The organism is Thermococcus waiotapuensis (assembly GCF_055384795.1).
The window spans coordinates 463,563-484,182 of record NZ_AP042429.1 but is presented as its reverse complement, the minus strand read 5'-3'; the positions used below and the strand labels follow the sequence as shown (position 1 = coordinate 484,182).

The window sequence follows — 20,620 nt, the reverse complement described above, 5'->3', positions numbered from 1 at the left end:
AAAATTCTACCAGCCAAAACGGGTGTTATCCCCGCCTCTTCACCATGAGAGTAAACAAACTCAACACCACGAGGAAGGCGGGACCGCAGATGCCTTTCTTTGTGTTTGTTTTCGGTGTTTCAGTTGGACTCCTGCCTAGTGAACCGTTCCCCGGGTTAAAGCTGGAAGTCAGTGTATGCAAGTTCCCTTCAGCTAGGTTGAAACCACACTCTCTGAGCTTCCCCTCGACAAAGGGGTAGAGGGTTTCAAAGGAGGATGCGTTGAACGTTTCCACTGTGGAAACGTTGTTCAGGATGTTCAGGATTTTGGATAAAATCTCCGATCGGAGGTAGGGCATGCACTGGCCGAGAGTTTTCCATCTTTCGCTGATGTTTTCCGGGCGATAAAGGGAGGAGTCATAGTTAACGTGAAGGAAAGGTTCTGAGCCATTTATGAATGGTTTTATGAGAATGTATGACCCGTTGAAACCCGATGGAAGAGGAAGCGTTAAAATTCCTCCTGTGCTCGGGGGTATATAAAAGTCAACAATTGCGAATCCCTCACCAATTTCGTATGCAAGGCCTGGATTAACAGTGTGTTTCAAGGCATTTTTTAAAATTAGGTCTTTCAGAGGATCGGGGTTTCCGTTTTCTAAGTACTCTCGGAGAACCTCCCTGGCCACACTCCGGTTAACCACCATGGGACCACCCGTAAGTGTGGCAACGCCGTAAGGCCCCCTCACCCAGGACACAAAATCCAGGACAACGGTGATACTGTTTGAACTGTCTTTAGGGTAACCAAAAACAACAACTGCTGGATTGCCGAGGTAGCTGTAGCGCGGAGTAAGTATGTTTGTTGTAACGTTCATGGCGAACCCCTGAAAGTATTCATTGACCTTTAACGGATCGGTCTCCACCTTGGCCTTGTTGAGAATCTCTTCAACGACCCAGGGGTTTGCTTCCACGGTTGAAATGAACTCGCGAGTTCTCTTTAGGATGCTCTCAACGTAACTTTCTGGTGAAAAATACGGTGCAGGGAAAAGCGGGAAGAGTCCGAGGTACTTCCTTTCACTGTTTTCCAGGAAGTAGCCCTCACCGGTAACCTTATCGACTAAAAACTTCAGATGGAGCTCTCTTGGCCAGCCAACGACGCCGGGATCAGACGTCTTGAGTACCGCTGATGATTGTGGCCCTAAGGTGATATTGGAAATATCCACAAGAACGAGCTCGTAGGTTGAGTTGTAAGGCCGGTAGGTGATTGTCATGTTGGTGGTTTTAAGGTCGAGGGCTATTCTGTAGGGTTCCGGGGTATAGTAAGCGACTTTTATACTTTTGAATGTTCCATCTACCCCATTAAATGTCATGTTGAAAGACTGTACCCCAAGAATCTTAACTGCTGGGCTTGAAACGTTTGAACAGCCGGTGTAAGCCGTAGCGGAGATCAGGGCGTAGGTTTTGTCTTCGATCTCAACCGGTTGCAGTCCAAAATAGAGGGGATAGCAGTGGGGAGCCATTACAGGGATCATCGAGAAGTTCTCCTCCATCGGCCAGAAAAATATCGGAATTGGAGTATAATCCTGAGCCGAGGAGACTCCAATTATGGGGGAGAAAGACAAAACAAGAAAAAGGAAAATAACCAGGGAAACTCTCTTCATTTGTTCACCTCCTCGTAGACTATTGGAAGTTCCCCAAGTCCAAGGCTGTTGTAGTCTACCCCACTTGGAAAGCTCCAGAAGATGAAAACAAGGTTTAACTCAAAAGGCTTGGTTTCTATCTTTGTGTAAATGTTATCCGAAGGCAACTCACTGAAGCTGGCAGAGACTGGGCAGAAGAACTTGCACTTTTCATTTAGAGTGTGGGTTAGATATCCCTGGTACCCAACTTCAAAGCGGTACTGTGCCTGTGTGAAGCTCACTTCAACAACAAATTCTTTAGTTTCACTGATGCGTTCAACGACCTCTGCGGATAATGAGATAGAATTCTCAATGCCAGAACCCAGAAGCTCCAGTCCGGCCTTAACTTTCATCTCAGCTTCAGCCTTTGCTGAGGCTTCGTCAGTTGCTGAAACGGTAACGCGGATTGTCGAGGTCGAAGTTCCACCGGTGGGACCTGCGTAAACATTGTGCTTACTATAACCGTCCTCCGGGAAAAAAACTGAGTAGCGTTCCCATCCCGTAGCAATAAGATTGATCTGGGTGTATGTGCCCCTGTTGTAGTCAGTTGCTCCAATGGCAGTTACATAAAAGAGGTCTTTTCCATCGTCTGTGTGAAAAACTAAATCGTGGGTTAGTATCTCGTCGCTTGCAACTACGTGGTCATCCCACGGCAGGTAAATGCGGACATCCTGTACATAGCCACCTGCGATTGTGTCCATGTTTTTAGGTACGACATCAGAGGCATTAAACCAGTTTACTGAGCCAATGTATTCTACCCTGTCAACCAGACTTGCACTAAGGGCGCTCACTGCCGGCATTGCTGTCGTTACTAACAATAATACCCCTAGCAATGCCAGGAGTTTCTTCATGGCCACACCCTTTAGGAGTTTGCAATTTTATCTCATGCTTTAGACTTATAAGATTTTCTATTATCAAGTGCATCACAAAACCGACTGGCAGAAGTTATCGGGCAAAATATTAAAAAATTCTACCAGCCAAAACAGGTGTTATCCCCGCCTCTTCACCGCGAGAGTAAACAAACTCAACACCACGAGGAAGGCGGGACCGCAGATGCCTGTCTTATTGTGTGCAGATGTCTCATGAGGAGCTACTGGAGTTGAACTGGAGCCTGCCGTTCCCTGAGGGGTAGTGTTCTCTTGCGGTAGAGAACCCCCGCCAATCTCAGAATCATTCTGACCGAGACATTTGTTTACATCCTCCTTGACTGTCAGGTAAACATTATCAAGCTTGGTCTGGTTTATCTTCCCCGTTGTAAATGCGTCGTTCATGAAGTCTGAGAGGCTCCGGAAGAGGTCGCTCTCCATGAGTGGAACGCAGGAGCCGTATCTCTTCCACCCTTCCTCTGCCTTCTGAGGGTCAAGGACTCTGGGGTCGTACTTAACGTGAAGGTACTGACCTGAGCCCAAAGTAATGCGGAACAGAATGTAGGATGCGTTCAATTGCTCTTCGTACTCTCTACTCAGAGGCAGAACAATAATGTCCCCCGGTTTCGGTGGAATGTAAGTAGCAATTAAATGGTTTGTGAATAAACTCGGTAAATACAACTTTTTCAGGTACAGAGTACGTCTTATTGAACTCTCAAGCGCGTCGGAATTTCCCGTTTCGATATATTTTATGATGGCCTCTTTCGTGTCGTTGCTGAGTATATTGCTTATGTCCACCCATGGAGTGGGCATGGTTACCCAGAAGTTAACCATGGGTGCATAGACAGAGAACCCGTTTCCCTCTGCAGCCAGTTCTATTGGTAGCCCAAGGTAGATGCCCTTAACGCTGAATATCCTGTATGTGAAGTTTAACGTCGCATTGGATATTATCGTCGATGATGTAGTCGGGTCAGAGCTCATCTTCGCCTTGTTTATTATGTTCTCAATCACCCAGGGGTTAGCCTTCACCTCCTGAACAAAATCCCATGCGTTTTTAACCGCACTGTTGAGGTAGTTCACGATATCAAACTGGGGCATCAGAAGCGGGAGGGTTCCAACGTACCTCTTCGAACCGTTATCAATCAGGTAGGAGTCACCGTTGTTCCTGTTCACGAGAAACGAGAGTTTTATCTCCCGTGGCCACCCGTATTGGGCCGGATCGAAAGAGCCGAATACCCGCCCTATGTCCGGAGAGACCGTTAAGTTGGAAAAAGTTACCTCTACAAGGGCATAACTCTCGTTGTAATAGTCGTATTCTATTGTCAGATTTTCGGAGAGGAGTTCTTCAATCTCCGGGAACGGCGTGTTCATATAAATGTTGAGCATTACCGTTGTCGTTGTGTAGTTGTCTTCTGTTTCACTTTCTCTTCCCGCCATGGCAATGCTGAGGTCGGTGACATTTTTGCAGTTAACGTAGATGTTTCCCTTAACAGAGACCGCTGAAGTTGAGTTGATAGTATCCCCTAAGGTTCTGTTTTCCCGATATAGAACGCAACCGTCTACGTGGTATGGTACCGCTTTGAAGCTTTCGTTCAACGGCCAGATAACGACTGGGAACGTTATATTCCCGTTTTGGTCGGTATCTTGAGCCGAGACAAAAGCTGGGGCAGTTAAGAACGTCTGAATAAAAAGAAGGAAAAGGAGAGAAATAGTGGCAAAACCTCTTTCCATTCTCATGTGTAACACCCCATTAACTTACCATTTCTCCAGTTATGCCCTGGGTTTCCATATCAACATCCTCATAGCTGTATATATAGCCCATCTCCTGAAAGTCAAAGGGTTTTTCTCTATACATGTCGTATGATGTTGTTCCTGATACCCCAACTTGCTTTGAGAGTGCGATTGGGCCGGGGTTTGGATTAGTTATATGATACAAGAAATTGAGAGATCCTACGTACTCAGTATCCCAGTAGTGCTGGTAGACTGTTGCTGTAACGGTTACAGTATACTCCACTTTCTCCCCCACTTTGACCGAGGTTATGGCAGAGACCGATGCCTCGATCCCAAGTTCATCAAAACCTGCTTTTATCTCTGCCTTCGCTTCTTCCTCGGACTGTGCATACACCGAAATAGTGTATGTCCTGCTTATCTGAGTGGTACCATGTCCTCCGTAGAACACCATTCTACTGGGAGTTACCCAGAACTTCTCATATCCGTATCCGGTGGGATCTGAGAAGGCATGATAGCTACCCTCCCCGAAAAATGCAGACCCAATAGCCTCAATAAAGTGCTCTGTATCTCCTGTGTTGGTTTTTATGTCTCTGCTGTGTGCCATCACAAAGAGTTCCGCGACTGCCAGCCCATCCCAATCAACTGTCACTGAAACGTTAACCACTGTACCACCCGCAGTTGTGCTTAGAGTCCTGAATAGAGTATAGTAATTTGCCCCGGACCAGGAGGTATTCTGGCTTATCACTACATAGTCTGACAACTTAGTGCTTACGTTTGTTGCTCCGACTGCTGGTGTTACTATGGTAGGTACTAACAATAATACTCCCAGCAATGCCAGGAGTTTCTTCATGGCCACACACCTTAGGAGTTTGCAATTTTATCTCGTGCCTTAGACTTATAAAGTTTTCTATCATCAAGTGCATCACAAAACCGACTGGCAGAAGTTACTGAGCAAAATATTAAAAAATTCTACCAGCCAAAACAGGTGTTATCCCCGCCTCTTCACCGCGAGAGTAAACAAACTCAACACCGAGAAGGCTGACCGTAGACGTTTAAGGCTCCAACCTCAGGGCAGGTTTTAAGCCCTCTCCCTTCAACAACTGGAGAAATCTTTTAACGAAAACGGGAAAGTTGCCCAAGTAAAAAAGAAATCACTCCCCCTTGGCCCTCTGGATGCGGGCCTCCTGGAAGGCCTTGGTCCACTTGAGCTTTCTCGGGTTCCTGCCCATAAAGTAGAGCTTCTCGCACTTGCTGGAGCAGAAGAACAGGACTCTGCCGTCGTTCCTGACGAACATTTTCCCAGTTCCCGGCTCGAATTCCTTTCCGCAGTAGGAGCAGACGTTCCAGCGGGCCATGTTTACCTCCTCCCTTTGATCTCTCTTGCCTCACGCTCGGTTTCTCTGAGGATGACTATGTCGCCGACGCGGACCGGGCCTTTGACGTTTCTCCTTATGACCCTGCCCTTGTCGCGCCCCTCAAGGACCCTAACCTTGACCTGAGTAACTCCGCCGGTGACGCCGGTTCTTCCAATGATCTCTATTACCTCGGAAGGGAAGACTTCCCCGTCGCTCATATCTCACACCCCTAAACTCAAAACTCTCCGCGCTAAAGGTCACCTTAAACATCTTTAAGTGAATGAAGGGAAAGGAGCTCACTTCATGAGCTCCCTGACCTTCGTGGCAATGTCATCGACGAGCTCGCGGGCCTTGCCGGGCTCAACTATGGCAACGCTGGCAGCTGGAACCTCAAGCCCGGCAGCAGCGCCGAGTTCCTTCTTGCTCGGGACGTAGATGTACGGGATCTCCTTCTCCTCGCACAGCGGCGGGAGGTGGGCAACTATCTCCTCTGGGTCAACGTCCTCAGCGATGACAACGAGCTTTGCCTGACCCCTCTCGATGGCCTTGGTGGTCTCGTTCGTGCCCTTCCTTATCTTTCCGGTGTCGCGAGCGAGCTCAACGGCCTCAAGGGCCTTCTCAGCAAGCTCGCTTGGAACCTCAAACTTCACGTAGCTCGGCTTCGCCATCCTTCATCCCTCCGAAACCTCATCGTTCATCCGGTTGTCAAGTTAGGGAAGCGGATTCCGTTTTTAAACCTTTCCTTCAGTGGTCCTTCATGATCTCTCTCAGTACGCTGGTGGCGTAAACACCCTTGGGGAGGAAGAAACGAAGGCACATGCCCTTCCCCGGAACGTAGCCGTAGGTCAGCCCTAAAGGCCTAATCAGGAGTTCCCGCCTTCCCCCCGGCTCTGCCATCTGCTTCGGGAGCCTTTTGAAGTCCTCGAGTGAAAGCCCCTCCTCTTCAAGTATTTCCCCTTCGAGTCTTCCGGGTAGTCCCCTGGCCCTCCTCATGGCAAAGCCGAAGAGGGGGCCTGAAACCATGGCCTGGTGTTTCCTTATCTTCTCATTGACAAGATCAACGTTTGTCTCGGTTACACGGTAGGTTCTGTCGCGGTAGGGAATTCCCCCTTTCACCTGGACAACGATATCCCCAACCAGTGCCTCGTTTAGGGGCAACCCCTCCTCAATGCGCCTCGAAATGTAGAGGTTGAAGAGGTAGCTCTGGTAAGAGTGAATAAAGATGCGCATTATCGGGAGAGGAAGGCCCAGGAAGGCCCTCTTCCAGCTCCCCGTTTCCTTGTAGCGGTGAAGCATAGCCCTCTCGTACCTCAGGAAGTTCGGGAACTCCTCAAGCGCTCTGTCCACATCACCGGTCTCCCAGAAACGTCTTCTGGCCTCATCCCCCTCCATTTCACCTTCGTGGGCGCCGAGGAAGAGCCTTGCCGCCCCTTCGAAGTCCCCCTGAAGGAGTAGCTTTCCTATTAGATGGTTGGTAACGCGCCTTTCCCCGAAGCGCTGGTGGCCAAAATAGTTGGGGAAACCGCCTTTTTCCCTGAGTTCCCTCACTATTTCCCGGGTTCTCTCAAAGGCTTCCCCATTAACGTCGCGGACTATTATCCTGAAGCGGTTTCCCACGAGGTAGCCGAGCTTGATGAACTTCCCGTAGGAGACGAACCTTAGCTCAATATCCCTTATTTGAACGCCCTCAACTTTCTCCCTGGCCTGTGCGGGCACGCTTATGTACTGATAGGTCACGGCGTGTCTGTCCTTTGTTCCGGCGAAGCCAATGTCGCTGTGCCTTATTCCAGCACGCTTGGCTATCTCCTTTACCGCAGCCATGGTTTCCCAGTTGCGCTTTTTGAGGAGGAATATGGCATGCTTGCCCCCCTCAAATATCTGGGGGAGCGGTTCCTCAACTACCACAAAATCCTCGGGGAAAACCTTAATCCTGCCACCGATTCCAGGCTTCTCGCTTAAGTATTGGAACTGGGAAAAGAACTCGCGGTAGTCCATTCTACTCCCCCACGATTTTCAGGAATTCCCGGAATGATTTGCAGTTATTTCTCAGCTTATTGAAGTCAAGCTTGTCCACGTACTCGGGTAGCTTATGTTTGGCGTATCCTTCACGTCGTTTTAGCTCGTCAGAGGGTTTGATTGTCCAGTTATAGCCTAAGCTCCTGCACACCCACCTCCCAATTTCATACTCAAAGAGAAGGATTTTGACAGGTGTTTCGATGCTGTGTGGGATGTGTTTCTCCACGTCTTGTTTCCGAGATGCGTAGTTCGATGGGCCATCTCCATCGTATACGAGGAGTATAAAATCCGGTTTGGAAAGCTCGGATGCACGGAGGATTTTTTCCAGCTTTGAGTTGCATAGATAAGGGGCGTGAATAGGGTTTCTCCTCCCCGAAAGCTTTTTCAACTCAATATTCGCTAACCCCTCCTTTTTTAGCCGGTCTATGAGCCTCTTAAAGAACTCCCCTCCATATGTGTCTTCGGTTACTATGACGACCTCCCGGTTCATAGCCATCACTGTTCATCGCTATTAATCAACGAGCCGTATAACCAGCCCTCGCTCAGGGTAATGCCCTTTTCGTTAAGGAACTTCTTGATTTTCTCGGGATCTTTGACCCTCATGAACCTGCTTTCTCCCCCAACTTTATCCACCAATATCAGGTCAGAAGGCTCGGTCATATCAATGACCACAGGGGAGTGAGTTGTTATTATGACCTGGCTCTCACTCTCACGGAGAACATCCAAAATTAACTCCAGGGTCTCCGGATGGAGGGAGTTCTCTATCTCATCTATCACCAGGAGGGGAGGCTTGAGATAAGCAGCGGTGAGGATAGCGAGGGTTTTATAGAAACCATCGGAGATGCCCGGAGGAGCAAGCTCAAGGTCTCCCTCAAAGACCTTCATCATGACCCGTCCATCTTCAGTCAGCTGGAAGAAAACCCTGCTGTGGGGAAAAGCCATAGAGAGGGGGTTTACTATCTCATCCGGCAGTCTTCCTTCACGAAGCCAGATGTTGTAGAGGAGGGGGACAAGGTTGGAGGCGTCCTCTGAGAGGGTTGTTTCTTTACGGGAGAACTTTGGCTCCTTCACATTTTGAACATAAACCTGCCTCAGGACAAGGGTTGAAAGCATTGTTTTGCGGAGTAACCCTCCTAACTCCAATGCAAGGGGTGTAGGACCCCATTCATCCTGAACCATGGGGGAAATTAAAGGCAAAATGGGTTTACCATCTTTTGTTTGCGTTATTATGTATGCCGTTTCATAGGTTTCATCGGAAGTTACTAATGCTCTCCATGGCCATGAGAGAGCTATCCACGGCCACGAGAGAAGCGTCTCTCCGGCATAGTCTGGAGGCAACTGTGCCTCAAGGTACAACAACTCCTCCGTGTCAAGTTTAACGAAATAGTCGTATGCTTCGGTAAGTCCCTTGGGGGTCTTAACAGTTTTAAGCTTTGGAAGGGCTCTTTTTATAAACTCGGCGTCGTGAAAAACCCTGAGTGTACGTCCTTCTTTTTCTATTCTGAGATATCCCCTAACCTCCAGAACCTCCCGGAGGATCCTGAAGCTCCCGCCCGTCCCGGTGAAGGTCGTCTCAAAATAGACATCGTATCTGTCAACATCGAAGAGCATTCCGACGGCTATGAGAAGCTCTTCCTTTCTGCCCCATACCACATTGTTGTAGCCCCACCACTCGAGGAAGGGATTGGTGTCATTCTCAAAGTATATTTTCCTCAGAAGTTTGAATGCCTCAATAAGGTTGGTTTTCCCGGAGGCATTCGGGCCAACAAGAACGTTGAACTTACCAAGCTCGACCTCACAGGTTCTAAGGCTCTTGAAGTTCTTAACCACAAGCTTTTTCAGTCTCAAGCTCCCACCGAAAACGGAAAACGGCAAACCGATTAAAAAGGATTTCTCCTCACACCAGCTTCAGATGTCCCGTAACCTTGTCAACAAGCTCCTCCGGGCCGGGCCCTATTGCAAGGACAGTGATAGTCCCGGGAGGAATCTCGGTTAATCCGGCGTCCTGTATCAGGGCCGTTGGGAGGCCAAGTTTTTCTGCCTCGGCCTTGAGCCTGAAGAGCTCCTCGAGGTTCTCCGCCTTAACAACGACCTTCTTCTGCCCCTCGTGGAACCAGGCTTTAAACCACTCCGGCTTCTCCTTCTGGGCCTTTATTGCCGCCGTAACGGCTCCGTGGGCTACTTGGACCGCAAACTTGCCCTTGCTGAGCTTTAGGTCTTTTCTGGACACTATAACCTGCTTGAACTTGAACATCACAGCCCAAACCCCCTCCAAGAATTTTAGTGGGGCCTTTAAAAATTTTAAACGAGATCAGAGCTCAGAGCCTTCCCCAGATGGGAGGTTCTCCTTCACTTTCTCGAGTCTCAGTTCCCCCAACAGACTCTCAAGCTCGTCCCTGCTCCACTTCTTGGGCAATCCCCCTGTCTTATACTTCCTCTTCCTGAAGAGAACCCTTCTGAAGGTCCTGACCTCCCGGTAGTAGCCCACGGCAAGGTACGCGAGAATCAGAGTGAGTAAAAGGAGTATTGCCACCGAAACCTTCAGGTATTTAACGGTCTTCTCGGTCTCCAGATAGGGGGATATAACAGCATAAACGCTTTCGGCAACCTTTTTTGGCTCCTTGGAATTCTCAAGAGTGTTCTCAAGCACCTGGGGAACCTGCTCCTCGGTTGGAATTACGGGAACCTTCTTGACGACTACCCTAGGCGGAGTAGAATCAACTACCAAGGCCGTGCCGAGCTCCAGATCATGGCTGTTCCCCAGGGGGTCCTCGTACTTGAGAACGGCCCCAATAGGATATATTCCCTCGCCGTTGATTTTTATCTCGATGGCCTTGTCCACTGACTGGCCGGCTTTTATGGTGCCAAAGTAAACTTTCTCTATGCCGGTTACTTCATCGGGGTACTTCAGCTCGACGCTGACGTCCTTTGCGAATTCAAAGTTTGGATCTCCCTGGCTGGCGGAAACGGTTATGAAGACGTAAGCAGAAGAACCATTTTTGGACACCACGTACTTCTGAGGAACCTTTACCTGAGTCGAGTTTGTCCCTCCGATGCTGACAGTGAGTCCTGGAGAAGTGTAGGCCTTTATCGTAAGGGGCTCGCTCACCGTCGTAACCCTGGATAGGGACTCATTGTAGTAGGTAACCCTTACCGAAACGTTAAACTCGCCGGGCCTCGTGGGGGTCAGGAGGAACACCACGGGAGAAGCCGAACTGTAACCGGACAACGTTTCAATTGTCCCACTTCCCGAAGTTCCGGTTAACTTCAATCCCTGTATTGAGGGCATTTCGATGGTCACGTTCCTTATCTCACCGGGGCCAAGGTTTTTCACTTCCACTTTTACAGGTATCACCTGCCCCACGACTGCATCCGGGACAGTTGTGTTCAGATAAACCTTCACCTTTGGCGGGTTCCTTGGGGGAGTAATAAGCACGCCGTTCTGGGAGTAGACGTCGATGTAAGCAACTTTGTCATCCGCCTTAAGCGACTTGAGTGAGACGGCGATATGAATCTGAGGAATATCCCTGAACTCCCCAGGGGAGAGGGTCAGATCAGTTGACACGTTGATCGAGACGACCCTGAGAACCAGTGAAGCAGAAGTAACGTCCTTCACAGTGAGGGTTATAACCTCAGCTGTTGTCCCAACTTTAAGGACCTGCCCTTTAAGGACGTAGCCGGAATATATGAGCTTTAGAGAACCTGTTTCTTCGGCCCCTTGAGTATATCCAGCGGCTCCGTACAGGGAGAGAACTATTAGAAATACGGTCAAAGCCGTTAAAGGCTTTTTCATCTTCTTCCACCTCCGGGTACTGTTTCAAGAAACCGGTGGGTAAAAATGGTATAAAGAGGTTTTGGTCATGGCGTCAGCCTTTTCCTGTCCCTCGGGAAGAGTATGACCTCACGGATGTTGTCGAGGTTTAGCATCTGCTTTACCAACCTCTCTGCCCCGAGGCCGAAGCCGCCGTGGGGCGGCATGCCGTACCGGAAGGCCCTGAGGTAAAACTCGAAGCTCTCCGGGTTCAGCCCCTTCTCTTTAATCTGCTCCACTAAAACGTCGTGCCTGTGCTCCCTCTGGCCGCCGGAGGTTATCTCAACTCCCCTGTACTCGAGGTCGAAGGCGCGGCAGATCTCAGGCTTGTCATCGTATCTCATTATGTAGAACGGCTTGGCTTTGCTCGGGTACTGGTAGAGGAAGTAGAGCGGTGCTCCCTCGTTCTCCAGCATGTACTTCCCGAGGAGCTTCTCGCCCTCGGTGTCTATGTCCTCTCCCCATGGAATCTCCTTGCCGAGGTCTGAGAGGATTTCAAGGGCCTTGCTGTAGGTAACGCGCGGGAAGGGCAGTTTGGGCTCCTCGAGCTCGAAGTTCAGGAGTTTAAGCTCCTTCACGTTGTGCTCGCGGACGTAGTTGATGGCGTAAGCCACCAGCCTCTCGAGGAGGTTCATTACCTCTTCCTCGCTTTCTATGAAGGCCATCTCCGCGTCGATGCTCCAGGCCTCGTTCAGGTGCCTTGTCGTGTTGTGCTCTTCAGCCCTAAAAATCGGCGCTATCTCGTAGACCCTGTCCAAGCCGGAAGCCATCATTATCTGCTTGTAGAGCTGGGGACTCTGGGCCAGAAAGGCGTCCTTCTCGAAGTACTTCATGGGGAAGAGCTCGGTTCCGCCCTCTGTCGCTGTGGCGATTATCTTCGGCGTGTGGATCTCTATGAAGCCCTCGCTGTGGAAGAATTCCCTGACTGCCTTAAAAACGCTCGAGCGTATCCTGAATATCGCCATTACCTCGGGCCTTCTAAGATCCATGAAGCGGTTGTCCAGGCGGGTGTCGAGTTCCGCCTTAACCTTCCCTGTGGGGTCGAGGGGGAGCGGGGTTTCAGCCCTGTTGAGGATTTCAAGCTTCTCGGGCAGGATTTCAAAGCCGAGGTTCGCCTTTGGCGTGAAGTTGACGATGCCTTCAACGGCAACAACGTCTTCACTGTTGAGCTTCGGGATGAGCTCGAAGAGCTCTGGATTGACCCTCTTCTTCGGGGCAGTTATCTGGACTATGCCCTCCCTGTCCCTTATCCAGAGGAACTTTATTCCGCCCAGATCCTTGATCTCCCACACCCAGCCCGCAACTCTAACGCGATGGCCATTGAGCTCCTCCGTAATCTCGTTTGAATAGTGGGTTCTATACATGGTCATCCCCAGAAGAAGTTGGGGCAGGCTTTTAAAGGTATTCGATGGAAAAACAAAATCAGACAAACACTATCCTAACTTCCTTTCCAGTGATCTGGGAAAGGACGCTTTCCAGGATCTCAGGCTTTTCAGGAAGCCTCTTCTGTTCCTTTCCAAGAACCAGAACCTTGTAGGTGTACTCACCATTGGGCCTGTAGACAACGTTGACTCCGAACACGGTGACAGGATAAAACAGGTCAGTCGCCAGTTTCTTGATGTCCTCCACTGTGTCAGCTTCCAAACCTTCTATGACCCTCACGCGCTTTCCGAGCTCTTTGACGAGGGTCTTTATGTTCTTGCCCCCTTTACCCACGACTATCGGAACGTCGCCCTTCCCAACGACTATAACAACGAGATCGCCAGACTCGACGGCCTTTCTAAACTCGACCTCAACATCACCGAGAAGCTTGTAAAGCAACCTGGCGATCTTGACATCCAGCTCCGTTATTATCCCATCCTGGAGCTTTTTCTCATCAGCCGGGCAGAGAATGTCATCCGTCTTCAGACACACCTCGCAGATCGGCGCTTTCATTCGCTCACCTCCTCCAGAATGACCATGAAAGGGCTAGACTAAATTCAGGAAGGCATTTAAAAACCTTATTATTTGAGGAAAAACCGGCAAAAATATCAGAGTTCCCCCTCTATTTCAAGCCTTAACCGGCGCAGGAACTCCTCAGTAAAGCGATGCCTCCCCTCGGCTATTTTTCTGGCCGTTTCAGTGTACATCAAGTCCTTTAGCTTCAATATTTTCTCCTCAAAGTGCCTCATCGAAGCTTCTATATCCCTTCCATGCTCACCGGAGTACATAAAGACCCTCGCTATGCCCACAGCCCCGATGGCGTCGAGCTTGTCAGCGTCGCTGAGGATTTTGGCTTCGAGCGTTCCGGGTTCCGGCCCGCGGGAGAAGCGGTGAGCTTCTATGGCGTGGGCAACTGCCTCCACTTTCTCATCGGGATAGCCGAGACCTTTGAGATACCTCCTGGCGATTCTGGCTCCTTCGGCGGCGTGATCCTCAACTTTCCCCGCATCTTCCAGGGGCCTGGCTATGTCGTGGAGAAGGGCCGCTAAGGCCAGAACCTCCAGATCAGCACCCTCTTCTCTCCCGATGTGGAGGCACAGGTTAAACACCCTCTCCACGTGGCTGAAGCCGTGGGTTCCGTCCTTTTCAAAGAAGCTCCTGGCAAAGTTTCTAACGGACTCTATGAGCTGCCTGGATTGAGGGTTGGATATGAACTCCTCCAGCTTCATTCAATCACCGGGCATCGTTCACTATAGCTTTTAAAAGCTCTACTACTTTCTCGTGAACCTCAAGGCCAATACCATCAACGCTCAAACAAGCTCTTTTTCTAACACCGTCGATTATTCCCCCGGCTTTAAGGGCGGCGAGGACTTTCCTTTCGTCCCAGCCCAGGAGAAGATTCCTGCCAGCCATCAGGGACGCCTGAGCCACGAGCCCGTAGGCACCCCAGTTCGAGACTCCCGAGGTTATCAGATGATCCGCCTCGACAACGCTGGCTATTTTTCTCCCCAGCGGGATGTAGCGCTCAATAAGTTCCCTGATATTGCCCATTCCAGCCTCGTTGCCACCGTCACCGATGGCTATCGTGGGTATTCCGTATTCCCTGGCCTCGAGAAAAATACCGTCGAAGGCTTCTCTGATTATCTCGGCACCGCTCATCGAGTAGTATTTTCCATCGGAGGCCCTTCCAGGGGTCTCGATAGCTATAATAAGGGAGTAATTTGAGACCTCTACATCTCTGGCGACATTGACGCCAAACCCCTTGATGGCCTCCAGAACCTCCGGATAGCTGAGAACCTCCGCGCTACCGCCGAGGTCTTCCACAGCCCGGACAAGGGCAAGAGCCCCCGGCGGACCGTCAGTTTCAGGAACCATAGAAGGGGGTATAGGAAACCCTGTTATTACAAGCGTTTTATCCAGATTGTCAAGGAAAGTTTCGGTGGCTTTCTCCATAAAATTAAAGCTGGAAAGCCTGTATTCCAGGTAAACTCTTCCTATTCCCCTGTCGCCAGCGTCGGTATTTATGAGGTGTGCTATCACTTTTCCCCGCTCTCCCCAAGTTCATAGACCACAACCCTAACCCTCTTGCCCTTGAGGGCCTCCTTCAGTTCCCACCACAGCTCAGTCGGGTTTTCCGATCTGTGGACGATCTCGTGCCCGTTTTCCAGCTTTACGGGTTTTTCCTCATACCTTACAAAAACACCCTCCTTACTGAATATCTCCCTCATGGCAACACCCCCACTATCTTTCTAAGCTCGTAGAATGTCTTTATCCTGAAGTCGGCAAAATGGTAATCGCTATCGTTTCCGGAGCGATTTATCCAGGCAGTCTTCATGCCAACGTTCTTCCCGCCGTAGACGTCCTGCCAGAGGGAATCTCCCACCATAACAGCATTCTCGGGGTTTACTTCCAAGGTTTCAAGGGCGTAGAGAAAAATTTTTGGACTCGGCTTTATCTCACCGACGTCCTCCCGAATAACCACGACATCAAAATAGCGATCCAGACCGGTTATTTTCAGCTTCACCTTCTGATATTCTGGACCGCTGGTAACCACTCCCAGGAGATAACCTTCCTCCTTAAGCCACTCGAGAACGGGGGGAACGTCAGGGTAGACGGTTATCCTGTGGGGATATCTCTCAATCAGCTCCTCGTACTTCATGTCGAGATCAAAGAGCCTGAAAAAGAAATTCCAATCATGCCACTCGTAGGTGTCTTTCCTTGAAAATATCTCCGATAGGAACCTGTTTCTGGCCTCCTCCTTGTTTACTCCCAGCTTTTTTGCAAGTTTCCCGTAAACCTGGGGGAGAAAAAGCTGTATAAGCGGCATTTCGGTGAGTAAGGTGTAGTCCACGTCAAAGAGCAGTGCCTGTACCATTTTACTCCCCCCATTTCCTGACGAGCAGTGTGAGAGTCTCAATCCCTGTCCCCGCGGTTTTTCTTGAGACCAGCCCCCATATTATGTCCTTCTCCTTCAAAAGGTCATGAAACCTCTGGAGGACGGCATGGGCATCCCTGAGAGCTACCCCTTCGTCCACTATAGTTATAACTATCCCCCTGTCCCACACTCCCCAGTGCCAGTCGAAGTCAATCCTGCTCAGGAGGCGCAGAATTCCAACGTTGCCGCCTCTGACAGTTGAAAAGAAATCGGCATAATCAACGTTTATGACCATCTGCCCCTCAAGGCTCCTGTGGAGCAGGGTAAGGGCCCGGGAAATAACCACCGAGGCCTCTTCATACGCCTCAAGCAGGGGAACGTCCCTTTTCAGGAACTCCCACAGGGAGTCGTAGAAGACCGTCTCAAAATTTTTGGCCCAGGAAGGCTTACTCTCCTCAAAAAGCTCCCTGGAGGGGGTAAAGACGTAGGCCAGGCCCATCGTGCCTTCGGGGAGGTTTTCGGATATGAGCCCAACTATCTCAACGTTCACCGGCTTGTCCTCAAAAACTATCCACACCAGGGAGTTCTCCGGAAGCCTGGAAAAAAAGGAAGCTATTTTCTCAGAGTAAGTCCCGGTACGAAGAATATAGTAGCCTGGATTTATCCGAACCTTAACAACGTCGCTCTCTATTCCATCCACAACGCTTCCGCCGGCTTTCCCTATTCCAACGAAAACGTGGGTAAAGTTAAGCATGCCCTTTTCCCCAAAAGGGTAATGAGGAGAAACTAATAAACCTTTCACTCGAGCGTTGCGTGCTTCCTCTTCATGTCCTTTTCGGTCTTCTGGAAGGTCGCCATGAGGAGGGCGATTACACCGTCCAGGAAGATCATCGTGGAATCCTCGAAGAGCGTTCCCATCGGGGCTATCCACTTGTACTTTGTGAGCATCTGTCTGGCTATGTAGTCCGTGGGCACGTCCTCCTTCGTTCTGCCGGGTATCTCAACGACGACATCTGCGAGCTTTCCGAGGGTCGAGTTCGAGTAGGAGGTTATCGCGACGACCTTTCCACCTACATTTTTGGCTATTTTTGCCGCGTCAACGATGCTCGTGGTTTCACCGGAACCGCTGATCGCTATGAGAAGGTCCCCCCGCTCGAAGGCCGGTGTTATAGTCTCGCCAACGACGTAGACGTTGAAGTCAAGGTGCATGAGGCGCATCGCGAAGGCTTTTCCAACGAGCCCGCTCCTTCCGGCGCCGTAGATGAATATCTTGTTCGCCCCTATCATGGCATCGACGAAGCCGCGAACCTGCTCGAGCATCAGGCTTTCAGCGACGTTGTCGACGTGCTCCACGATGTCCTTCATGGCCTTCTTGATCGTCTGCATGTACTCTCCCCAGAAGAGGTCTATTATCTTTCTGGTGGCCTCCTCCGGGTCTTTTGCCTTCGTTATGGCGCTACCGACGATTATTATCGTGGCACCGAGCTCTATAACCTTTGGAATCGTTTCGAGGTTAAGCCCGCCAGCAACCGCAACCGGGACGTTAACGGCCTTGACGACCTTCTCAAGGTCTTCGAGGGGGCTTTTTCCTTGCACCTGCTCGTCTATCCCCGTATGAACGAGTATGTAGTGAACTCCCATCTTCTCAAGCTCTTTGGCGCGCTCCACCTTGTCTTTGACGCCTATGAGGTCGACCATCACCTTTACCCCATAGCGTCTTGCGACTTCAACCGCGTCCTTTATCGTCTTGTCGTCAGCAACGCCAAGGATTGAGACGACGTCTGCGCCGTGCCTGGCCGCCATTTCAACTTCAAGTGCCCCAGTGTCCATGGTTTTGAGGTCAGCAACGATTTTCCTGTCGGGGAAGCGTCTCTTCAGAAGTTCAACGGCGCGCATGCCCTCCTTCTTGATGAGAGGGGTCCCAACCTCAAGCCAGTGAGCGCCACCGCGGGCGGCTTTTTCCGCTATAGAAATGGCCTGCTCAATATCGGTCAAATCGAGTGCCACCTGGAGTATCATAGTAAAACCTCCGGAAAGTTCTTCAGTTGAAACTTGGATGGCCGCTTTTAAAGCTTTCTCGGATAATTTTGACATTCTAATGTAAAAGTGAAAAGCTCTCAGACGCAGAACACTACCCAGTCGTAGGCCACGGTAATTCCTTTATCAAGTCTCGTCAACTATCGCCGGCCTCAGTGAGGCTATGCTCTCCAAAACGGCCACCACGCCTAAAAAAGCCCTCCCTCACTCGACCTTTACGGGGGTCACCTTGAGAACTTCAACGTAATGCCTGAAGCCCTCCTCATTAACTATATGGAACTCAAAGGGGTGATAGTAGGGGAGGTTTATTTCTCACCTTTATCGGCAGATCAACGTCGCTCCCGGCTGTGAACTTCCCGGTTAAGACGCTTCCGACTGCCTCCCTCGAACTCATCAGCCAGACCCCCCACGACTTCTCCGTAGTGCATCCCACCACCGGAAACACTTTAACCCATAGGACTAATACCTTTCGATGCCCATGCGCTTTATAGCCGACATGATGCTCGGCCGGCTGGCAAGGTGGTTGAGGCTCTACGGCTACGACACCCTTTATGGAATAGAGGACGATGACGAGATAGTCAAGATAACACTTAGAGAGGGCAGAATACTCCTGACGAGAGATTCAGGTTTGGCCGGGAGGGCTGAAAAGTTCGGCGCCAGAGTTTTCCTCCTCTCATCGAACTCCCTTGAAGAGCAGGTGAGGGAGCTTAAAAGCCTCGGCATAGAGTTTAAAGAGCTCTTTCCGCCCAACGCCCGCTGTCCCAAGTGCAACGGCCCGATAAGGCGTGCCTCGAGGGAAGAAGTCCTGGAAAAGGTTCCCCCCACAGTTTACGAGAGGTATGACGAGTTTTATATCTGCGAGGACTGCGGTCAGATATACTGGCCCGGGAGGCAGTGGGAGGAGATGCTTAAGATGGACAAAAAGCTGAGGGATGGGAAATGAACTGGGAGGAGTGGAAGCCCTTCTACCTTCGAATAGCCCAAGAGATGGGGTATTCGATCGAAAAGGACAGGGAAGCCGCTCAAATCCTCCGTGCCCTGCTCCTTGAAGGTGACGAGTACATACTAAAGGAGGAGCTTGAGGCAGTTATTGAGAAAAAAGCCTACGTCTTCGGCGCCGGCCCGAGCCTTGAGAAAGCTTTAAAGGAGCTCAACTTCTCGGGCGGAACGCTCATAGCGGCAGATGGCGCAACTTCAGCGCTCCTCGATGCCGGTCTGGTTCCAGACGTAATCGTGACGGACCTGGACGGAAGGATTCCCGACCTCAGGATAGCAAACGGCAGGGGTGCGTTTATGGTTATTCACGCCCACGGTGATAACGTTGACAAACTGACGGCTTATGTTCCGCTCTTCTCCAGAATCCTCGGAACCTGTCAGACTAAACCGCTGGACATCGTCTACAACTTCGGCGGCTTCACCGACGGCGACAGAGCCGCTTTTCTGGCGGAAGCCCTCGGTGCGAGGGAGATAGTCCTGGTTGGCTTCGATTTCGGTGATGTAGTTGGAAAGTGGAGCAAGCCCTCCCTGGGGGAGCACTCCCCGGTATGGGAGAGCAAGAGGAAGAAGTTCGCCTTCGCTCAGGAGCTCCTCAAATGGCTGGAAGAAAACGGGAGGGCGAGGCTGAGGTACCTTCACCCCTGAGGGGAGTGTTTATAAACTGGTTTCCCGTAGTTAATTAGGTGACCCAAATGAAGACAGAGCGCGCGAAGGAGATACTCCTTCAGCTTTTGAGGATACCCTCCCCTTCTGGAGAGGAAGACAGGATAATGCTCCACATCATGGAGTTTCTCCACAGGCTTGACTACGACGTCCACATCGAGAGCGACGGGGAGATAATAGACCTCGTCGTCAACCCGAATGTGGAGCTTTTCTACGAGGTTCACGTTGATACGATTCCCGTTAGAGCGGAACCCTTCGTCAGGGGCAACATAATCTACGGAACCGGCTCGAGCGACGCAAAGGGCGGCGCCGCCGCGGTACTCCTCATGATGGAGAGCCTGAAGAAGGAAGGAAAAGACCTCAACGTTGGCGTTGTTTTCGTCAGCGACGAGGAGCTCGGGGGGAGGGGGAGCGCACTCTTCATGGAGCGTTATAGACCAAAGATGGCCGTAGTTCTGGAGCCGACTGACCTGGAAGTCCACATTGCACATGCCGGCAATATCGAGGCCTACTTTGAGGTCGGCGGGAAAGAAGCCCACGGGGCCTGTCCCGAAAGCGGGGTCAACGCCATAGAGGAAACCTACAAGATGCTGGAGGAGCTAAAGGCCCTCGAGCCCTTCAAGCAGAAGGGCAGGTACTTCGACCCCCACATTGGGATACAGGAGCTCGTCTGCGAGAACCCTGTTTATCTCATCCCGGCCATGTGCAGGGGAAGGCTTGAGGCGAGGCTTCTGCCAGATCAGGAAGTGGAGGAAGTTCTCGACCTCATGGACCCGATACTCGATGAGTACACGCTGAAATACGAGTACACCGAGATATGGGACGGCTACGAGCTGAGCGAGGACGAGGAAATCGTTAAACTGGCAAAAGTGGCTATGGACAGAGTAGGCCTCGACGAGTTCGGCGGCATGAGGAGCTGGACGGATGCTATAAACTTCATGTACAACGGGACGAAAACCATAGTCTTCGGCCCAGGTAACCTTGACATCTCGCACACGAAGAACGAGCACATAGACGTGAGGGATGTTGTAACCGCCAGCGAGTTCCTCAGGGTACTAAACGAGGTGTACGCGGAAGAGGCGGCGGAGGGGGAGCTCGAGTCTACCTCGGAGCGATGAAAACTTGATGGACAGAGTTGTTCATCAAATCCGTGTTCGCCTCTGTCCTTCCTTTTTATGTCCTTAGCTGTTCTCTAAT

23 protein-coding genes are annotated in these 20,620 nt (G+C 50.8%); 3 read left to right on the top strand and 20 right to left on the bottom strand.

Annotated elements, in window-relative coordinates:
• Positions 1 to 25: 25 nt before the first annotated feature.
• The 20 genes from ACZ47M_RS02730 to hxlAB all read right to left on the bottom strand — a co-directional run bounded on the left by ACZ47M_RS02730 (position 26) and on the right by hxlAB (position 17,746).
• Positions 26 to 1,633 carry a CGP-CTERM sorting domain-containing protein gene (locus ACZ47M_RS02730; RefSeq protein WP_315339799.1) on the bottom strand — a complete coding sequence of 536 codons (1,608 nt, stop codon included), beginning with the start codon at positions 1,631 to 1,633 and terminating at the stop codon, positions 26 to 28.
• Positions 1,630 to 2,502: a hypothetical protein gene (locus ACZ47M_RS02725; RefSeq protein ID WP_315339797.1), complete on the bottom strand. Its 873-nt coding sequence runs from the start codon at positions 2,500 to 2,502 to the stop codon at positions 1,630 to 1,632. The genes ACZ47M_RS02730 and ACZ47M_RS02725 overlap by 4 nt, the downstream gene beginning before the upstream one ends.
• Positions 2,503 to 2,640: 138 nt before the next feature.
• Entirely contained in the window at positions 2,641 to 4,254 is a 1,614-nt protein-coding gene (locus ACZ47M_RS02720; protein WP_315339796.1) for a CGP-CTERM sorting domain-containing protein, read from the bottom strand.
• 13 nt (positions 4,255 to 4,267) lie between these two features.
• Positions 4,268 to 5,098, bottom strand: coding sequence for a hypothetical protein (locus tag ACZ47M_RS02715; protein WP_315339795.1), 831 nt, complete (start codon positions 5,096 to 5,098; stop codon positions 4,268 to 4,270).
• A 301-nt stretch (positions 5,099 to 5,399) separates the two neighbouring features.
• Entirely contained in the window at positions 5,400 to 5,603 is a 204-nt protein-coding gene (locus ACZ47M_RS02710) for a 50S ribosomal protein L24e (RefSeq protein ID WP_315339794.1), read from the bottom strand.
• A gap of 2 nt (positions 5,604 to 5,605) precedes the next feature.
• On the bottom strand, positions 5,606 to 5,821 hold the full coding sequence (locus tag ACZ47M_RS02705; RefSeq protein ID WP_315339791.1) for a 30S ribosomal protein S28e: 216 nt from the start codon (positions 5,819 to 5,821) through the stop codon (positions 5,606 to 5,608).
• 78 nt (positions 5,822 to 5,899) lie between these two features.
• Positions 5,900 to 6,271: a 50S ribosomal protein L7Ae gene (rpl7ae, locus tag ACZ47M_RS02700; RefSeq protein WP_010477285.1), complete on the bottom strand. Its 372-nt coding sequence runs from the start codon at positions 6,269 to 6,271 to the stop codon at positions 5,900 to 5,902.
• A 76-nt stretch (positions 6,272 to 6,347) separates the two neighbouring features.
• Positions 6,348 to 7,598 carry a tRNA pseudouridine(13) synthase TruD gene (truD, locus tag ACZ47M_RS02695; RefSeq protein ID WP_315339788.1) on the bottom strand — a complete coding sequence of 417 codons (1,251 nt, stop codon included), beginning with the start codon at positions 7,596 to 7,598 and terminating at the stop codon, positions 6,348 to 6,350.
• 1 nt (position 7,599) lies between these two features.
• A complete protein-coding gene (locus tag ACZ47M_RS02690; RefSeq protein ID WP_315339785.1) occupies positions 7,600 to 8,109 on the bottom strand; it encodes a hypothetical protein in 510 nt (169 codons plus the stop codon).
• A 5-nt stretch (positions 8,110 to 8,114) separates the two neighbouring features.
• Positions 8,115 to 9,467: an AAA family ATPase gene (locus ACZ47M_RS02685; protein ID WP_315339780.1), complete on the bottom strand. Its 1,353-nt coding sequence runs from the start codon at positions 9,465 to 9,467 to the stop codon at positions 8,115 to 8,117.
• Positions 9,468 to 9,516: 49 nt separating this feature from the next.
• Positions 9,517 to 9,873, bottom strand: coding sequence for a peptidyl-tRNA hydrolase Pth2 (gene pth2, locus ACZ47M_RS02680; RefSeq protein ID WP_315340908.1), 357 nt, complete (start codon positions 9,871 to 9,873; stop codon positions 9,517 to 9,519).
• Between the two features lie 57 nt (positions 9,874 to 9,930).
• On the bottom strand, positions 9,931 to 11,412 hold the full coding sequence (locus tag ACZ47M_RS02675) for a COG1361 family protein (RefSeq protein ID WP_315339778.1): 1,482 nt from the start codon (positions 11,410 to 11,412) through the stop codon (positions 9,931 to 9,933).
• Between the two features lie 65 nt (positions 11,413 to 11,477).
• Entirely contained in the window at positions 11,478 to 12,794 is a 1,317-nt protein-coding gene (gene aspS, locus ACZ47M_RS02670) for an aspartate--tRNA(Asn) ligase (protein WP_315340906.1), read from the bottom strand.
• A 58-nt stretch (positions 12,795 to 12,852) separates the two neighbouring features.
• A complete protein-coding gene (locus ACZ47M_RS02665) occupies positions 12,853 to 13,365 on the bottom strand; it encodes a KH domain-containing protein (protein ID WP_315339776.1) in 513 nt (170 codons plus the stop codon).
• A gap of 95 nt (positions 13,366 to 13,460) precedes the next feature.
• A complete protein-coding gene (locus tag ACZ47M_RS02660) occupies positions 13,461 to 14,081 on the bottom strand; it encodes an HD domain-containing protein (RefSeq protein ID WP_315339773.1) in 621 nt (206 codons plus the stop codon).
• Positions 14,082 to 14,085: 4 nt separating this feature from the next.
• The gene (locus ACZ47M_RS02655) at positions 14,086 to 14,892 is read right to left on the bottom strand and encodes a glutamate cyclase domain-containing protein (protein ID WP_315339769.1); all 807 of its coding nucleotides are present in this window, start codon (positions 14,890 to 14,892) and stop codon (positions 14,086 to 14,088) included.
• Positions 14,889 to 15,080, bottom strand: coding sequence for a hypothetical protein (locus tag ACZ47M_RS02650; protein ID WP_315339767.1), 192 nt, complete (start codon positions 15,078 to 15,080; stop codon positions 14,889 to 14,891). The genes ACZ47M_RS02655 and ACZ47M_RS02650 overlap by 4 nt, the downstream gene beginning before the upstream one ends.
• On the bottom strand, positions 15,077 to 15,727 hold the full coding sequence (locus ACZ47M_RS02645; RefSeq protein ID WP_315339765.1) for a TIGR02253 family HAD-type hydrolase: 651 nt from the start codon (positions 15,725 to 15,727) through the stop codon (positions 15,077 to 15,079). Before ACZ47M_RS02645 ends, ACZ47M_RS02650 begins: the two co-directional genes overlap by 4 nt.
• A gap of 1 nt (position 15,728) precedes the next feature.
• Entirely contained in the window at positions 15,729 to 16,481 is a 753-nt protein-coding gene (locus ACZ47M_RS02640; RefSeq protein ID WP_315339763.1) for a hypothetical protein, read from the bottom strand.
• Between the two features lie 44 nt (positions 16,482 to 16,525).
• Entirely contained in the window at positions 16,526 to 17,746 is a 1,221-nt protein-coding gene (gene hxlAB / locus ACZ47M_RS02635; protein WP_315339761.1) for a bifunctional 3-hexulose-6-phosphate synthase/6-phospho-3-hexuloisomerase, read from the bottom strand.
• 496 nt (positions 17,747 to 18,242) lie between these two features.
• On the opposite strand from hxlAB, the gene ACZ47M_RS02630 reads away from it, so the two are divergent.
• The 3 genes from ACZ47M_RS02630 to ACZ47M_RS02620 are packed head-to-tail and all read left to right on the top strand — an operon-like array spanning position 18,243 to position 20,541.
• A complete protein-coding gene (locus ACZ47M_RS02630; RefSeq protein WP_315340903.1) occupies positions 18,243 to 18,707 on the top strand; it encodes a Mut7-C RNAse domain-containing protein in 465 nt (154 codons plus the stop codon).
• A complete protein-coding gene (locus ACZ47M_RS02625) occupies positions 18,704 to 19,405 on the top strand; it encodes a 6-hydroxymethylpterin diphosphokinase MptE-like protein (protein WP_315339759.1) in 702 nt (233 codons plus the stop codon). Before ACZ47M_RS02630 ends, ACZ47M_RS02625 begins: the two co-directional genes overlap by 4 nt.
• Before the next feature lie 47 nt (positions 19,406 to 19,452).
• Positions 19,453 to 20,541 (top strand): M20/M25/M40 family metallo-hydrolase, encoded by a 1,089-nt coding sequence (locus tag ACZ47M_RS02620; RefSeq protein WP_315339757.1) that lies wholly within the window; start codon positions 19,453 to 19,455, stop codon positions 20,539 to 20,541.
• Positions 20,542 to 20,620: the final 79 nt, after the last annotated feature.

What these genes read in the sequence shown, in the direction of transcription:
- ACZ47M_RS02730 (WP_315339799.1), bottom strand. Translation starts at nt 1,633, where the DNA reads ATGAAGAGAGTTTCCCTGGTTATTTTCCTTTTTCTTGTTTTGTCTTTC.
- ACZ47M_RS02725 (WP_315339797.1), bottom strand. Translation starts at nt 2,502, where the DNA reads ATGAAGAAACTCCTGGCATTGCTAGGGGTATTATTGTTAGTAACGACA.
- ACZ47M_RS02720 (WP_315339796.1), bottom strand. Translation starts at nt 4,254, where the DNA reads ATGAGAATGGAAAGAGGTTTTGCCACTATTTCTCTCCTTTTCCTTCTT.
- ACZ47M_RS02715 (WP_315339795.1), bottom strand. Translation starts at nt 5,098, where the DNA reads ATGAAGAAACTCCTGGCATTGCTGGGAGTATTATTGTTAGTACCTACC.
- ACZ47M_RS02710 (WP_315339794.1), bottom strand. Translation starts at nt 5,603, where the DNA reads ATGGCCCGCTGGAACGTCTGCTCCTACTGCGGAAAGGAATTCGAGCCG.
- ACZ47M_RS02705 (WP_315339791.1), bottom strand. Translation starts at nt 5,821, where the DNA reads ATGAGCGACGGGGAAGTCTTCCCTTCCGAGGTAATAGAGATCATTGGA.
- rpl7ae (WP_010477285.1), bottom strand. Translation starts at nt 6,271, where the DNA reads ATGGCGAAGCCGAGCTACGTGAAGTTTGAGGTTCCAAGCGAGCTTGCT.
- truD (WP_315339788.1), bottom strand. Translation starts at nt 7,598, where the DNA reads ATGGACTACCGCGAGTTCTTTTCCCAGTTCCAATACTTAAGCGAGAAG.
- ACZ47M_RS02690 (WP_315339785.1), bottom strand. Translation starts at nt 8,109, where the DNA reads ATGAACCGGGAGGTCGTCATAGTAACCGAAGACACATATGGAGGGGAG.
- pth2 (WP_315340908.1), bottom strand. Translation starts at nt 9,873, where the DNA reads ATGTTCAAGTTCAAGCAGGTTATAGTGTCCAGAAAAGACCTAAAGCTC.
- ACZ47M_RS02675 (WP_315339778.1), bottom strand. Translation starts at nt 11,412, where the DNA reads ATGAAAAAGCCTTTAACGGCTTTGACCGTATTTCTAATAGTTCTCTCC.
- aspS (WP_315340906.1), bottom strand. Translation starts at nt 12,794, where the DNA reads ATGTATAGAACCCACTATTCAAACGAGATTACGGAGGAGCTCAATGGC.
- ACZ47M_RS02665 (WP_315339776.1), bottom strand. Translation starts at nt 13,365, where the DNA reads ATGAAAGCGCCGATCTGCGAGGTGTGTCTGAAGACGGATGACATTCTC.
- ACZ47M_RS02660 (WP_315339773.1), bottom strand. Translation starts at nt 14,081, where the DNA reads ATGAAGCTGGAGGAGTTCATATCCAACCCTCAATCCAGGCAGCTCATA.
- ACZ47M_RS02650 (WP_315339767.1), bottom strand. Translation starts at nt 15,080, where the DNA reads ATGAGGGAGATATTCAGTAAGGAGGGTGTTTTTGTAAGGTATGAGGAA.
- ACZ47M_RS02645 (WP_315339765.1), bottom strand. Translation starts at nt 15,727, where the DNA reads ATGGTACAGGCACTGCTCTTTGACGTGGACTACACCTTACTCACCGAA.
- ACZ47M_RS02640 (WP_315339763.1), bottom strand. Translation starts at nt 16,481, where the DNA reads ATGCTTAACTTTACCCACGTTTTCGTTGGAATAGGGAAAGCCGGCGGA.
- hxlAB (WP_315339761.1), bottom strand. Translation starts at nt 17,746, where the DNA reads ATGATACTCCAGGTGGCACTCGATTTGACCGATATTGAGCAGGCCATT.
- ACZ47M_RS02630 (WP_315340903.1), top strand. Translation starts at nt 18,243, where the DNA reads ATGCGCTTTATAGCCGACATGATGCTCGGCCGGCTGGCAAGGTGGTTG.
- ACZ47M_RS02625 (WP_315339759.1), top strand. Translation starts at nt 18,704, where the DNA reads ATGAACTGGGAGGAGTGGAAGCCCTTCTACCTTCGAATAGCCCAAGAG.
- ACZ47M_RS02620 (WP_315339757.1), top strand. Translation starts at nt 19,453, where the DNA reads ATGAAGACAGAGCGCGCGAAGGAGATACTCCTTCAGCTTTTGAGGATA.